The sequence below is a fragment of the Mesorhizobium sp. M0166 genome, from assembly GCF_040322255.1.
Taxonomy (GTDB): Bacteria; Pseudomonadota; Alphaproteobacteria; order Rhizobiales; family Rhizobiaceae; genus Mesorhizobium.
In genome coordinates this window covers 337,620-350,844 of sequence record NZ_JAMYTD010000001.1, presented here as the reverse complement: position 1 = coordinate 350,844, position 13,225 = coordinate 337,620, and the positions used below count along the sequence as shown (strand labels likewise).

Annotated in this window: 13 protein-coding genes; 8 read left to right on the top strand and 5 right to left on the bottom strand. The window is 63.1% G+C overall.

The annotated features are described in order from the left end of the window. The first annotated feature begins 128 nt into the window (after positions 1–128). Positions 129–818, top strand: a complete 690-nt coding sequence (locus tag NKJ46_RS01730) for an HAD family hydrolase (RefSeq protein WP_352661043.1) — start codon at positions 129–131, stop codon at positions 816–818. Positions 819–856: 38 nt separating this feature from the next. Here the strand turns inward: NKJ46_RS01730 and NKJ46_RS01725 are convergent, their stop codons facing one another. Further along, complete coding sequence (locus NKJ46_RS01725) at positions 857–1,555, bottom strand: hypothetical protein (RefSeq protein WP_352661041.1); 699 nt, start codon at positions 1,553–1,555, stop codon at positions 857–859. 128 nt (positions 1,556–1,683) lie between these two features. Here NKJ46_RS01725 and thrC point away from each other — a divergent pair, with 128 nt between their 5' ends. The 4 genes from thrC to NKJ46_RS01705 are packed head-to-tail and all read left to right on the top strand — an operon-like array spanning position 1,684 to position 7,891. Beyond that, complete coding sequence (gene thrC / locus NKJ46_RS01720; protein WP_352661039.1) at positions 1,684–3,081, top strand: threonine synthase; 1,398 nt, start codon at positions 1,684–1,686, stop codon at positions 3,079–3,081. Between the two features lie 14 nt (positions 3,082–3,095). Beyond that, positions 3,096–4,388: a M16 family metallopeptidase gene (locus NKJ46_RS01715; RefSeq protein ID WP_023674150.1), complete on the top strand. Its 1,293-nt coding sequence runs from the start codon at positions 3,096–3,098 to the stop codon at positions 4,386–4,388. Between the two features lie 15 nt (positions 4,389–4,403). Next, on the top strand, positions 4,404–5,000 hold the full coding sequence (locus tag NKJ46_RS01710; RefSeq protein WP_352661037.1) for a GNAT family N-acetyltransferase: 597 nt from the start codon (positions 4,404–4,406) through the stop codon (positions 4,998–5,000). Positions 5,001–5,002: 2 nt separating this feature from the next. After that, complete coding sequence (locus NKJ46_RS01705) at positions 5,003–7,891, top strand: EAL domain-containing protein (protein ID WP_352661033.1); 2,889 nt, start codon at positions 5,003–5,005, stop codon at positions 7,889–7,891. Positions 7,892–7,914: 23 nt separating this feature from the next. On the opposite strand, the gene NKJ46_RS01700 is transcribed toward NKJ46_RS01705, so the two are convergent. Next, positions 7,915–8,523 carry a YqgE/AlgH family protein gene (locus NKJ46_RS01700; RefSeq protein WP_352661032.1) on the bottom strand — a complete coding sequence of 203 codons (609 nt, stop codon included), beginning with the start codon at positions 8,521–8,523 and terminating at the stop codon, positions 7,915–7,917. A gap of 147 nt (positions 8,524–8,670) precedes the next feature. Here NKJ46_RS01700 and NKJ46_RS01695 point away from each other — a divergent pair, with 147 nt between their 5' ends. From NKJ46_RS01695 to NKJ46_RS01685, 3 genes are all read left to right on the top strand, one after another. Next, entirely contained in the window at positions 8,671–9,477 is an 807-nt protein-coding gene (locus NKJ46_RS01695; RefSeq protein WP_352661029.1) for a protein-disulfide reductase DsbD domain-containing protein, read from the top strand. 83 nt (positions 9,478–9,560) lie between these two features. After that, complete coding sequence (locus NKJ46_RS01690; protein WP_352661026.1) at positions 9,561–10,061, top strand: peroxiredoxin; 501 nt, start codon at positions 9,561–9,563, stop codon at positions 10,059–10,061. Positions 10,062–10,207: 146 nt separating this feature from the next. Then, positions 10,208–10,687 carry a DUF2938 domain-containing protein gene (locus NKJ46_RS01685; protein ID WP_352661024.1) on the top strand — a complete coding sequence of 160 codons (480 nt, stop codon included), beginning with the start codon at positions 10,208–10,210 and terminating at the stop codon, positions 10,685–10,687. Between the two features lie 18 nt (positions 10,688–10,705). Here NKJ46_RS01685 and rnhA read toward each other — a convergent pair whose 3' ends face one another. Genes rnhA through ispH form a run of 3 tightly spaced genes read right to left on the bottom strand, consistent with a single transcriptional unit; the run spans position 10,706 to position 13,214 of the window. Continuing rightward, the gene (gene rnhA / locus NKJ46_RS01680) at positions 10,706–11,245 is read right to left on the bottom strand and encodes a ribonuclease HI (protein WP_352489622.1); all 540 of its coding nucleotides are present in this window, start codon (positions 11,243–11,245) and stop codon (positions 10,706–10,708) included. Continuing rightward, complete coding sequence (locus NKJ46_RS01675; RefSeq protein WP_352661020.1) at positions 11,242–12,204, bottom strand: homoserine kinase; 963 nt, start codon at positions 12,202–12,204, stop codon at positions 11,242–11,244. Before NKJ46_RS01675 ends, rnhA begins: the two co-directional genes overlap by 4 nt. A 5-nt stretch (positions 12,205–12,209) precedes the next feature. Then, the gene (gene ispH, locus NKJ46_RS01670; protein WP_352661017.1) at positions 12,210–13,214 is read right to left on the bottom strand and encodes a 4-hydroxy-3-methylbut-2-enyl diphosphate reductase; all 1,005 of its coding nucleotides are present in this window, start codon (positions 13,212–13,214) and stop codon (positions 12,210–12,212) included. Positions 13,215–13,225: the final 11 nt, after the last annotated feature.

The window sequence follows — 13,225 nt, the reverse complement described above, 5'->3', positions numbered from 1 at the left end:
AGCGTAAATATTCAATGAAGCAGGCTGCTGAATTTGCGAAGCCCGGTCTGTTGGTGTATGCCGCGCCGCCTGAGCCGTTTGGACCAACGGACCCTCGGCATTCCCTTCATCCCGCTTTCCGGATCACCATGCCCCAGCCAGATCTTGTCATCTTCGATTGCGACGGCGTGCTCGTCGATTCCGAAATCATCGCCGCGCGGATCGATGCCGAGCTGTTGACCTCGGCCGGCTACGAGATATCGGCCGAGGAGATTTCCGAGATCTATGCCGGGTTGACTTTCAAGGACATCATGATGCGGGTCGAGGAAAAGTCCCGGATCCCGTTCCAGGCCTCGCTGATCGACAAGGAGGAACAGCTGGTCGATCGCCGGCTGCGCAGCGATGTGCGTGCCATCGACGGGGCGCACGAGGCTGTCGCCGCGGTAGCAGTGCCGCGCTGCGTCTGTTCGAATTCGCGTTCGGAGCGGATCGAATTCATGCTGGAAAAGGTGCAGCTTTTGCCGTTCTTCGCCGGCCGTATCTTTTCGTCGCTGGAAACCCCGACCGGGAAAACCAAGCCGGCGCCGGACGTGTTTCGGTTCGCCGCGGAAAAGCTCAAGGCCGATCCTGCGAACACCTTCGTCATCGAGGATTCCGTGCACGGCGTCACCGGCGCAAAGACGGCGGGAATGCGCGTCATCGGCTTCACCGGCGCGGCGCACAGCTATCCCGGCCACGCCGATGCGCTGACCGAGGCCGGCGCGGAAACGGTCATCCGCCGCTGGGCGGAGCTGAAAAGCGTGATCGCCGCGCTGTCGGAATGGTCGGCGGACGCCTGAGAGGCCGCCTTCAACCGCCGTGACGCGAATGCAGCGGCTCAGTTGGTCGCGGCGGCTTTCTTCTTCTTCGGCTTGTCTGTCGCTACTTTCGGAGCGCCCTCGTCATACCCGGCATATGCCTGGTAGTCCTTCGCCGTCGGCTCCGGAACGACGACGTTGGAATCGGTGAAGACGAACTGCGTGGCACTCGAAGCATCGGTAACCTGGACCTGATAGGAGTGAAGCTGCGAATAGAGAACTTCGGTGCCGTGCATCACCGCGATGCGGATCGGCATGGTGATGGTGCCGGGGGTGAACATCGGGCCAGGCACGACCTTGCCGGCGACGGCTATCTTCATCGACAAGGAGCCGTTGGCGCGGCTGCAGTCGCGGGTCACATCGGTGATCGAAGCCTGATAGATGATCTTGGCGGAATCGTCCGGCTGATCGACGCCTGCCGCATCCGCTGCCGGCTGGGCGGCTTCCTCGGCGGCGACGTCGGTTTTTTTCTTCGGCTTCGGACCGCTCTTGGCGTAGGTATTGAAGAAGGCGGTGCCGTCACGCAACGTCACTTTCGGGCAATAGGCCTGCAGCTGGCTGGAAAGCACCTTGGGATCGGGTGGCGGTGGCGGTGTCGTATCCTTTTTGCCGAAGCCGAGAATTCCATTGTCGCTCGATTGGCAGCCTGCGGCGGCAAGCATAAAGCAGGCGAGCGCCAGACCCGCGACAAAACGACCGTTAAATGAATGAAACGCCATGAACTGCACTTCCCTCTCGCAAAGCCGGTGACGTATATCAACCGCGCGGCAAAAATGCGACTGAGCCTGCGCAGAAATCCACCACCTCGCGGCGGGCGAAAATTCCCGGCAGCAATGGAAACGTGACGATGCAATATGTGAGTACCCGCGGGGAAGCGCCCGCGCTTGGATTTTCCGACGCGGTGCTGGCCGGACTGGCGCGCGACGGCGGGCTTTACCTGCCGAGTGCCTGGCCGCTTTTTTCCGCAGCCGAGATCCGCGCCATGCGCGGCCTTGCCTATCCCGATCTTGCCATCCGTGTGCTGTCGCCGTTCATCGGCGGCGAGATCGCGGCGCCGGTGTTCGAACGGCTGGTGCGCGAAGCCTATGCGACCTTCCGCCATGAGGCCGTCTGCCCGCTGGTGCAGACCGGGCCGAACAGCTTCGTGCTCGAGCTCTTCCACGGCCCGACGCTCGCGTTCAAGGATGTGGCGATGCAGCTTCTTGCTCGGCTGATGGACCATGTGCTGGCCGAGCGCGACCAGCGCGCCACCATTGTCGGTGCCACCTCCGGCGACACCGGAGGGGCCGCCATCGATGCCTTTGCCGGGCGCAACCGCACCGACATCTTCGTGCTTTTCCCGCACGGCCGCGTCTCGCCGGTACAGCAGCGGCAGATGACGACCTCGACCGCCGCAAACGTCCATGCGTTGGCGATCGAAGGCAATTTCGACGACTGCCAGGGCCTGGTGAAGGACATGTTCAACGACCACGGCTTTCGCGACCGGGTATCGCTGTCCGGCGTCAACTCGATCAACTGGGCCCGCATCATGGCCCAGATCGTCTATTATTTCTCCTCCGCGCTGTCGCTCGGCGCGCCCGACAGGCCGGTTTCCTTCACCGTGCCGACCGGCAATTTCGGCGACATCTTCGCCGGCTATGCCGCCAAGAAGATGGGGCTGCCGATCGAACGGCTGATCATTGCCACCAACGACAACGATATTCTGGCGCGCACGCTGGCGACCGGCGAATACCGCATGAAGGGGGTCTTTTCGACCACGTCGCCTTCGATGGACATCCAGGTGTCTTCGAACTTCGAACGCTTGCTGTTCGAGGCAGCCGGCCGCGATGCCTCGACCGTACGGCGCTACATGGACGGGCTCAAGCAGTCCGGCGCCTTCACCATCGAGGCCGGCGAAATCGCCAGGATCCGCTCCGAATTCGACGCCGGCCGCGCCACTATGGACGAGGTCGCCGCCACCATCCGCACCACACTTGCGGCGAGCGGCTATCTGCTCGACCCGCATACGGCCGCAGCCGTGCATGTGGCCGCCGGCAAGGTTGCGGGTGAGGTGCCGATGGTGGTGCTGGGCACTGCGCACCCGGCAAAGTTTCCCGCCGCCGTCGAAGCCGCCAGTGGCGTGTCGCCTGCCCTGCCTGCATGGCTAGGCGGGTTGATGAGCGCCGAGGAAAAATACACGGTACTTCCATCCGACCTGAAAATGGTGGAAGATTATCTCGGCCGCCACGCGCGGGCGGCGCGTTAGGGAGTAATTGCCATATGGGTGTTGAGGTAAGCCGTCTGTCGAACGGCCTGACAGTCGCCACCGAAACCCTTCCAAGCCTCGAATCTGTTGCCCTTGGCGCCTGGGTCAAGTCGGGCGCACGCAACGAGCGTGACGAAGAGCACGGAATGGCGCACTTGCTCGAGCACATGGCTTTCAAGGGCACCAGGCGGCGAAGCGCCTTCGAGATCGCCTCGGAGATCGAGGACGTCGGCGGCGAGATCAATGCCGCCACCAGCGTCGAGACGACCTCCTATTATGCAAGGGTTCTGAGCGACGACGTGCCGCTGGCCGTCGATATCCTTTCCGACATCCTGCAGGAATCCGAATTCGATCCGCAGGAGCTGGAGCGCGAGCAGCATGTGATTCTGCAGGAGATCGGCGCCGCGCACGATACGCCCGACGACGTCGTTTTCGATCACTTTACCGAGACCGCCTTTCGCCACCAGACTATCGGCCGCTCGATTCTCGGCACGCCGGAAACCGTCAAATCCTTTACTTCGAAGCAGCTGCACGACTTCATCGAACGACAGTACGGCGCCGAGAACATGGTGATGGTGGCGGCCGGCGATATCAAGCACGACGATTTCGTGCGCGAGGTCGAAAAGCGTCTCGGTAGCTTCCGCGGCAAGGCCGATGGCACCATCCCGCAATACGCGCAGTATGTCGGCGGCGATTTTCGCGAGGACCGCGACCTGATGGACGCCCAGATCGTGCTGGGTTTCGAGGGCCGCGCCTATCACGTCCGCGATTTCTATGCCTCTCAGGTCCTGTCGATGATCCTGGGTGGCGGCATGTCGTCGCGGCTTTTCCAGGAAGTCCGTGAAAAACGCGGCCTGTGCTATTCGGTCTATGCCTTCCATTGGGGTTTTTCCGACACCGGCGTCTTCGGGGTCCATGCGGCGACCGGACAAAGCGATATTGCCGAGCTGGTGCCTGTGATCATCGACGAGCTGCAAAAGGCCGGTGAAAACATCCTGCAGGAGGAGCTCGACCGGGCGCGTGCCCAATACCGCGCCGGGCTGATCATGTCGGCCGAGAGCCCGGCCAGCCGCGCCTCGCAGATCGCCAGGCAGTTGCTTCTGTTCGGCAGGCCGATCGCCAAGGAAGAGCTGATGGAGCGGCTGGCGGCGTTGACCGTCGAGCGGCTGACGGATCTGTCGTCTCGACTTTTTTCGACCAAGCCGACGCTTACAGCCGTCGGGCCGGTGGGTACGCTCGCGCCCTATGAGGCGATCCTCGATTCGCTTTCGGGCACGCAGACCACTGCCCGTAAGCTTGCCGTCTAAGCCTATTCGAGCGTCGTGTTCGCGCTCCCTTTCTTTCGCCGCGACCTGCCGGCACTGAAGGGCGAGCTTGTCACGCTGCGCGTACCGCTGACCAGCGACTATCGCGAGTGGTCGGTGCTGCGCAGCGAAAGCCGCGCCTTTCTTGAGCCGTGGGAGCCGCGATGGACCCCTGACGAACTCGACCGCACGGCGTGGCGGCATCGTATCGGCCGCTACCGCGAGGACTACGCGCAGGGGACGGCGATCGCCTTCTTCATCTTCGAGAAAAGCAGCGGCAAGCTGGCCGGCGGTATCACCCTCGGCAATATCCGCCACGGGGTCGCCCAAAGCGGCCATATCGGCTACTGGATCGGCGAGCGCTTCAGCGGACGCGGCCTGATGACCGATGCCGTCAAGGTGGTGACGCGTTTCGCCTTCGAAACGCTGCGATTGCACCGGATCGAAGCTGCCTGTATCCCCGATAACGCCCGGTCGATCCGCGTGCTTGAAAAAGCCGGATTCCGGCGCGAAGGACTGCTACGATCCTATCTCAGGATCAACGGCATCTGGCAGGACCATTACCTATACGCCCGAATCGCGGACGATCCGCCGGGCGTTGGAACAAAGGGCTGATTTTGACGAATTTTCTGCGCAACGGGTCGCTGCTTGCCTTTATGCTGGCGGCAATCGTCACGCTCTGCGCGGCATCCTCGGCGTTTGCCGTCGAACCGATCAAGATCGCCCGCGACGACGTGGCGCTCGACCTTTCAGGCGCCGTCGAAATCTACCGCAACCAGGGCGAGAATTTCCAGGTCTCGACGGCACCCGGCCCGGACGGGATCGTGCGGCGCATCGAGGTCGAGGCCAATGACGCTCGCTCGACCGGCGACTGGGCGGTGTTCGCGCTCGCTAACACCACCGACCAGCAACTCGACAGGCTGATTGTCGCACCGCATTTCCGGCTGGTGAATTCCGGCCTGTTCTGGCCGGATCTCGGCTCGACCCGTATCGCCGCGATCACGCCCAGCGAAGGCTTTGCGCTCGACCGCCAGACCAGCCCCGACGCCGACGTGTTCCGGGTCACGCTGAACCCCGGAACGGTGATTACCTTCATCGCCGAGCTCGCCTCGCCCAAGCTGCCGCAGGTCTATCTGTGGGACCCTGAATCCTACAAGGACTCGGTCAATTCCTACACGCTGTTTCGTGGCATCGTCATCGGCATCGCCGGCCTGCTGGCGCTGTTCCTGACCATTCTTTTCGTCGTCAAGGGGACCTCGATGTTCCCGGCAACGGCGGCCCTAGCCTGGGCGGTGCTTGCCTATATCTGCGTCGATTTCGGCTTTCTCAACAAGATCATAGAGATCTCACCGGGCAATGAGCAGATGTGGCGCGCCGGAACGGAGGTGGCGCTCGCGGCGACCTTCGTGGTGTTCCTGTTTGCCTATCTCAACCTCAACCGGTGGCACGGCCATTTCAGCTACGGCGCACTGGTCTGGATTCTCGGGCTGGTGCTGATCGCCGGCGTCGCCATCATCGATCCGGCGGTTGCCGCCGGCATTGCCAGGCTGTCCTTCGCCGCCACCGCGCTGACCGGGCTCGGCCTGATCATCTTCCTCGGTATCCGCGGTTACGACCGCGCCATCATGCTGGTGCCCAGTTGGGTGATGGTTCTACTGTGGCTATGCGGATCGTGGATGGCGATCACCGGCATGTTGGACAACGACATCGCCCAGCCGGCGCTGGGCGGCGGGCTGATCCTCATCATCCTGCTGATCGGCTTCACCGTGATGCAGCACGCTTTTGCCGGCGGCGCCCTGCATCAGGGCCTGTTCTCCGATCTCGAGCGCCAGGCGCTGGCGGTTGCCGGATCGGGCGATACTGTGTGGGACTGGGACGTGCTGCGCGACCGCGTCATCACTCGTCCCGACGTCAGCATCCAGCTCGGTCTTGCCCCCAACAGCCTCGGCGGTCCCGCCCGCAACTGGCTGCCGGTGCTGCATGCCGACGACCGCGACACGTTTCGCACGACGCTCGACGTGGTGCTCGAGCACCGGCGCGGCCGGGTGTCGCAAAACTTCCGCCTGCGCGGCGCCGACGGGCACTATCACTGGTTTGCGCTGCGCGCCCGGCCGGTGATCGGCTCGGACGGCGAGGTCATCCGCTGCGTCGGCACCATGGTCGACGTGACGGAGCAGAAGAAATCCGAGGAACGGCTTCTGCATGACGCCGTGCACGACAATCTGACCGGCCTGCCCAACCGCGAGCTGTTCATGAACCGGCTGGAGGCGATCATTTCGATCGCCCGCACCGAAGAGAAGGTGCGCCCGACCGTCTTCGTCATCGACATCGACCGCTTCAAGCAGGTCAATGACGGGCTCGGCATCTCGGCGGGCGACACCATCCTTTTGACCATCGCGCGGCGGCTGCACCGCCTGCTCAAGCCGAAGGATTCACTGTCGCGCTTTGCCGGCGACCAGTTCGCGCTGATGCTTTTGTCGGAGCAGGATCCGGCTCGCATCGCGGCCATTGCCGATGCCATCAAGCACGCCATCAACAACCCGATCACCTTCGCCAAGCGCGAGATCGTGCTGACCGCCTCGATCGGGCTGATCACCTGGACCTCCACGCAGACCTCAGCCGAGGACATGGTCAAGGATGCCGAGCTTGCCATGCATCAAGCCAAGCGCTTCGGCGGAGACAGGATCGAGCCGTTCCGGCCCGCCTTCCGCACGGTCGGCACCGACCGGCTGCAGTTCGAGTCCGACCTGCGCCGCGCCATCGAGCGACGCGAATTCACGCTTGCCTATCAGCCGATCGTGCGGCTGGAGGACGGCAGCGTTGCCGGCTTCGAAGCGTTGCTGCGCTGGGACCATCCGCGGCGCGGCATGATCCCGCCGGCGGATTTCATTCCGGTTGCCGAAAACTGCGGCCTGATCGTGCAGCTTGGGCTGTTTGCCATGCAACAGGCTGCCGAAGACCTGGCGGGATGGCAAAAGCAGATCGGCGATGCACCGCTGTCGGTCTCGGTCAATCTGTCCAGCCGCCAGCTCATCCGCCGCGACCTGGTCAGCGACGTCCGCTCGGTGATCGCGCGGGCCAATCTGAAACCGCGCTGCTTCCGGCTCGAACTCACCGAATCGCTGGTGATGGACAATCCCGAGCAGACCGCTCATGTGCTGACCAAGCTGAAGCAGCTTGGCATCGGCCTGTCGCTGGACGATTTCGGCACCGGCTATTCATCGCTGGCCTATCTGACGCGCTTTCCGTTCGACACCATCAAGATCGACAAGAGCTTCGTCGACGACGCGACGCCGAAACGCGCGGTGCTGCTCAAATCCATGGTCAACATGGCGCATGAGCTCGGCCTGTCGGTCGTTGCCGAAGGCATTTCGGACGAAAGCGATGCGCTGGAGCTGCGGCAGATGGGCTGCGAATACGTGCAAAGCTTCATGTTCGGCGCACCGATGCCCGGCGACCAGGTGCTGAAGACGCTGAAGGAACAGTATCCGCTCACTCAAGCGTGACGAGTTTCGGGACGTGATGAGGCTCAGGCGTGACCGGCAGCTAGGCTGAGATGCGCGAGATCGATGCCGATCGAGGCAAGGATCCGGTCGTATTTGCGGTCGATGTCGGCGTCGAACAGAAGCTCGGCACTTGCCGGGCAAGTCAGCCAGCCATTCTCGGCGATCTCGCTTTCAAGCTGGCCCGCACCCCAGCCGGCATAGCCGAGCGCCATCAGCGCCCGCCGTGGTCCGCGGCCGGAGGAGATGGCACGCAAAATGTCGACGGTCGCGGTCAGGCAAACGTCGTCGGACACAGCGAGCGAGGATTCCACCCGGTAGTCGCCCGAATGCAGGACGAAGCCGCGGCTGCGATCCACCGGTCCGCCATTGCGTACGACGAAGTCGCGCGCCGGCGCCGGCAGGCGGATCGCCTCCATCTCGTTCATGATGCCGAGCTGCACGAGCAAGTCCGGAAACAGCATCTGCTGCGTCTGGTTGATGATCAGCCCCATCGCGCCTTCGTCGCTGTGCGCGCAAATGTAGATGACAGAGCGCGTGAAGCGGTCGTCCTTCATGCCGGGCATGGCAATCAGGAACTGGTCGTCGAGAAAGCCAGGTCCTGCGGCCGTCCTTTTATGGCGCAACAAATCCATGGCCACAGCGTAACGCGTTTCCGGGGCGTCGAAAAGATGGGCGGCGCCCGATTTGATCTGGCTCGTAAATCGAAGGTCACGCAAATATGATGCCGGCCGCGTCATGAAATCATTGTGCGGCCATCAACGGACGATCAAATCACCGTCATGCAAAGCTTGAAAATCCTGCTGCTTAGTGTGGCCATTGGATCGGCGACCGGCTCCCCCGCGTCAGCCTCCTCGTCGGCCTGGTACAACAGCGAAGGCGGCAGGGTGCGGCTGGTAACGAGCGGCAAAGCCGACGAGGCCGGACGTCTCCAGGGCGTCCTCGACATTGAGCTGAAGCCCGGCTGGAAAACCTATTGGCGCGATCCGGGCGATGCGGGCGTGCCGCCACAGATCGACGTCTCGGCCAGCACCAACATTGCCGACGCGACGCTTTCGTTTCCGCCGCCGCAACGCCATGACGACGGCTATGGCAAATGGGCCGGCTACGACCACCCGGTTTCGTTGCCGGTGACGTTCACGCTTGCCGCGCCCGGCCAGCCGGCCGTCATCGATGCGGACATTTTCCTCGGCATCTGCGAAACCATCTGCATCCCGGTGCAGACAAGACTGACCGTCGATCCCGGCGCCGATCCGGACAACGCCGAGGATGCGACACTGGTCAAGGCAGGCCTTGCAACCCTGCCCGCTGCCGCGACTCCTGGTTTCGGCATAAACGTACTGCCGGGCGACCACGAAACGCTGATTGTCGAAGCGAGCTTTCCGGGCAGCCCCGAGGGCGCCGACTTCTTCGTTGCCGGCGAACGCGACTACATGTTCGGTGCCCCGGCACGCAGCGAAAAGGATGGCAAGCTGATCTTTACTGTGCCGATCCTCGACAGGCCGTCGACAACGCCAATCGATGGCGGCCTGCACTACACACTGACTAGTGCCGCTGGCGCGGTCGAAGGCCTGCTGCCTTTTCCGTGATGCCAACGTCTGGACGGTTGCCGGGAGCGCCTTAGTTCGCTATCGCAAGGACACTCCCTTTCCATTCTCAAGCGAGGACCATCATGACGATCTCCGTTGGCGACAAACTGCCCGATGCGACCTTCAAGACAATGACCGCCGACGGTGCAAAGCCGATCACGACGGGCGAGATATTCTCAGGAAAGACGGTCGTGCTGTTTGGCGTTCCAGGCGCCTTCACGCCGACCTGCAGCAACAATCATCTGCCCGGCTACCTGGATAATTTCGACGCCATCCTGGCGCGCGGCGTCGACACTATCGCCGTTGTCTCGGTCAACGATGTTCACGTCATGGGGGCTTGGGCCCGCTTCAGCGGCGGTGAAGGCAAAATCCTTTATCTTGCCGATGGCAATGGCGATTTCGCCAAATCGGTCGGCCTCGACGCCGACCTCTCCAGCGGCGGCATGGGGCTGCGCTCGAAGCGTTTTTCGATGATCGTCGACGACAGCAAGGTCACCGCGCTCAATGTCGAGACAAAGCCCGGCGTCGACGAATCCGGTGCGGCTCACATTCTGGGACAGCTTTCCGTCCTGGCGACAGCCTAGGCCAGGCACGGCAAAGGGCGCCTTCGAGCGCTCAACGTCCAAGGACGCTGACTTTTGCATCGGCGCATGATCCTTCCGAAAGCCAACCCGGCTTTCGGGGCCATGCGTCGGCCCTTCGGGACTGCTTGCTTTTGGGGACCTCGATTATGTCTGACATCGTCTGGCGCAGCGTCGCGATCGGTATCGGCGCAACCGCGCTTATGGATATCTGGGCGATTTTCCTGAACAAGGCGTTTGCTCAACCGCGGCCGAACTGGGGGCTGGTCGGCCGCTGGGTCTGGCATCTCAGGGAAGGCAAGGTCTTCCATGACGACATTGGCGATGCCTCGCCCCACGCCCATGAATCAGCGCTTGGCTGGGCCTTTCATTATGCTGTCGGCATCGTCTACGGCATCATACTGGTCGTGCTGGCCGGAACGGCCTGGCTCACCGCGCCGACCTTTCTGCCAGCCTTTATCCTCGGCATCGTCACAGTCGGCGCCGGGTGGTTTTTGCTGGCGCCCGGCATGGGTGCGGGCTGGGCTGCTTCGAAGCGCCCCAATCCGATGCAGGTCCGCGCCCTCAATCTTGTGTCGCATACGGTGTTCGCACTCGGACTGTTCGGCACCGCCCTTCTGATCCGCTGACACGCCAGCTCAACCGGATCAATAACTCTGGGTCGAGCGCCGAACCTTCTTGGCCGCCGATTGCTTGGACTGGGTGCCTTGCTTCGGCGGCACGGAGGCGAGCACGGGTTTCGCCGACTTCGTCTTGAATGGCGCCATGCCGAGCCGCGCCAATTCATCGGCGCGCTCGTTCTCGGGATGGCCGGCATGGCCCTTGACCCAATGCCAGGTGACCTGGTGGCGGTTGCGCGCCGCGTCGAGCTGCTGCCACAGCTCGGCATTCTTCACCGGCTGCCGGGCGGCGGTCTTCCAGCCGTTGCGCTTCCAGCCATCGATCCAGCCGAAAATGCCGTCCTTGACGTAGTTGCTGTCGGTATAGAGGTCGACGACGCAAGGCTCCTTGAGCGCATTGAGCGCCGAGATGGCAGCCAACAACTCCATGCGGTTGTTGGTGGTCAGAGCCTCGCCACCATGGAGCTCCTTGATGGCGCCGTTGAAGCGCAGGATTGCGCCCCAGCCGCCAGGCCCGGGATTGCCCGAACAGGCACCATCGGTGAAGATTTCGACGCGCTTGGTCATGTCAGTCCATATTCGGAAGGAGAATTGATCGCCCGGTGGAAGCGCATCCGGCGGATATACTCGGTCGGGTCGCGTTTCATCACCAGCCCGCCGTCCGGGACCGTCAGCCAATCGTAGAGGCGGGTCAGCATGAAGCGCAGCGCCGAGCCGCGCGCCAGCATCGGCAGCGCGGCTTTCTCGTCACTGCTCAACGGCCGCACGCTCTGGTAGCCGGCAAGCAGCGCCGTGCCCTTGGTCAGATTGAAGGAAAAATCCTTCTCGAAGCACCAGGCGTTGAGGCACGTGGCAACGTCATAGGCGTAGAGGTCGTTGCAGGCGAAATAGAAGTCGATCAGCCCGGACAGTTTCTCGCCGAGGAAGAACACATTGTCCGGGAAAAGATCAGCATGGATGATGCCTTGCGGCAGACCGTTCGGCCAGTTCCGCTCGAAATCAGCGAAGTCGGCATCGACCTCGGCCGCCAGTCCCGGCTCGACCTCGTCGGCGCGGGCGCGGGCGGCGTTCCACAGCTTGCGCCAGCCATCGATGGCAAGGGCGTTGGGGCGGGTCATCGGAAAATCCGCGCCGGCGAGATGCAGTGCCGCCAGCGCCTTGCCGACCTCGCCGCAATGCGCAGCCATCGGCCGCCGCAGCGACAGGCCTTCGAGAAAGGTGATGACGACCGCCGGCCGGCCGGCAAGTGTTCCGATCACACCGCCATCATGTGCGGTGACCGGGAGCGGGCACGAAATGCCCTTTCTGGCGAGGTGGGCCATGAGGCCGAGAAAGAACGGCAGGTCAGCCTTGTCGACGCGCTTTTCGTAAAGCGTCAGGATGTAGGAGCCGAAGCTGGTGTGCAGCAGAAAATTCGAGTTTTCGGTGCCTTCGGCGATGCCCTTGTAGGACAAGAGGTCGCCGATCGGATAGTTCCTGAGGAATGCGCCGAGCTCGCCCTCATTGACGTCCGTGTAGACCGCCATCGTTGCTACGCGGCTCCGTTGACGAAGGCCATGTCGGCTGCCGTCAGTTCGACATCGCGCAACACCCGCATCACCGGAAAGTCCTCCGTCTCGGTCGCCGTCACGGCCAGCTCGATGGTCACGTCGAAGCGCTGCCTGAAAGCATCGACGATCTCGTCGACGATGATCTCCGGCGCCGAGGCGCCCGCCGACAGGCCGAGCGTCGAAATGCCGGCAATGTCATTCCACGGAATTTCGGAGGCGCGCTGCACGAGAAGCGACATCGAAGCGCCGGCGCGCTCGGCCACTTCGACCAGGCGTCGCGAGTTGGAGGAGTTAGGTGCGCCGACGACCAGGAAGAGATCGGCGCCGGCCGCTGTTTCCTTGACCGCTTCCTGGCGATTGGTGGTGGCATAGCAGATCGATTCCGCCGCCGGCGCATGCAGCTCGGGAAAACGCTGCTGCAGGGCGCGAATGATACCGGCGGTGTCCTCGACCGACAGCGTCGTCTGGGTGACGAAGCCGAGCGCTTGCGGGTCTGCAGGCACGAAGCTTGCGGCGTCGGCCTCGGTCTCGACCAGAGTGACCGCGCCGTCCGGCAACTGGCCCATTGTGCCGATCACCTCCGGGTGCCCGGCATGGCCGATCAAGAGCACGTGGCGGCCAAGCCGCTGATGGCGCATCGCCTGCTTATGGACTTTCGAGACCAGCGGGCAAGTCGCGTCGAGATAGAAGAGATTGCGGGACTGGGCGTCTGCCGGCACCGATTTCGGCACGCCATGCGCCGAAAAGACGACCGGGCTCTGGCGATGCTCGGGCGGGATCTCGGAGAGTTCCTCGATGAACACCGCGCCGAGGCTTTGCAGCCCTTCGACGACGTAGCGGTTGTGCACGATCTCGTGGCGGACATAGACCGGCGCGCCGTATTTCTTCAGCGCCAGCACGACGATCTGGATGGCACGGTCGACGCCCGCACAGAAACCGCGCGGCTGGCAAAGCCGGATGGTCAGCGGTGGCTTTGTGTGAAGCATGATTGCATCTT

What these genes read in the sequence shown, in the direction of transcription:
- NKJ46_RS01730 (WP_352661043.1), top strand. Translation starts at nt 129, where the DNA reads ATGCCCCAGCCAGATCTTGTCATCTTCGATTGCGACGGCGTGCTCGTC.
- NKJ46_RS01725 (WP_352661041.1), bottom strand. Translation starts at nt 1,555, where the DNA reads ATGGCGTTTCATTCATTTAACGGTCGTTTTGTCGCGGGTCTGGCGCTC.
- thrC (WP_352661039.1), top strand. Translation starts at nt 1,684, where the DNA reads ATGCAATATGTGAGTACCCGCGGGGAAGCGCCCGCGCTTGGATTTTCC.
- NKJ46_RS01715 (WP_023674150.1), top strand. Translation starts at nt 3,096, where the DNA reads ATGGGTGTTGAGGTAAGCCGTCTGTCGAACGGCCTGACAGTCGCCACC.
- NKJ46_RS01700 (WP_352661032.1), bottom strand. Translation starts at nt 8,523, where the DNA reads ATGGATTTGTTGCGCCATAAAAGGACGGCCGCAGGACCTGGCTTTCTC.
- NKJ46_RS01695 (WP_352661029.1), top strand. Translation starts at nt 8,671, where the DNA reads ATGCAAAGCTTGAAAATCCTGCTGCTTAGTGTGGCCATTGGATCGGCG.
- NKJ46_RS01690 (WP_352661026.1), top strand. Translation starts at nt 9,561, where the DNA reads ATGACGATCTCCGTTGGCGACAAACTGCCCGATGCGACCTTCAAGACA.
- NKJ46_RS01685 (WP_352661024.1), top strand. Translation starts at nt 10,208, where the DNA reads ATGTCTGACATCGTCTGGCGCAGCGTCGCGATCGGTATCGGCGCAACC.
- rnhA (WP_352489622.1), bottom strand. Translation starts at nt 11,245, where the DNA reads ATGACCAAGCGCGTCGAAATCTTCACCGATGGTGCCTGTTCGGGCAAT.
- NKJ46_RS01675 (WP_352661020.1), bottom strand. Translation starts at nt 12,204, where the DNA reads ATGGCGGTCTACACGGACGTCAATGAGGGCGAGCTCGGCGCATTCCTC.
- ispH (WP_352661017.1), bottom strand. Translation starts at nt 13,214, where the DNA reads ATGCTTCACACAAAGCCACCGCTGACCATCCGGCTTTGCCAGCCGCGC.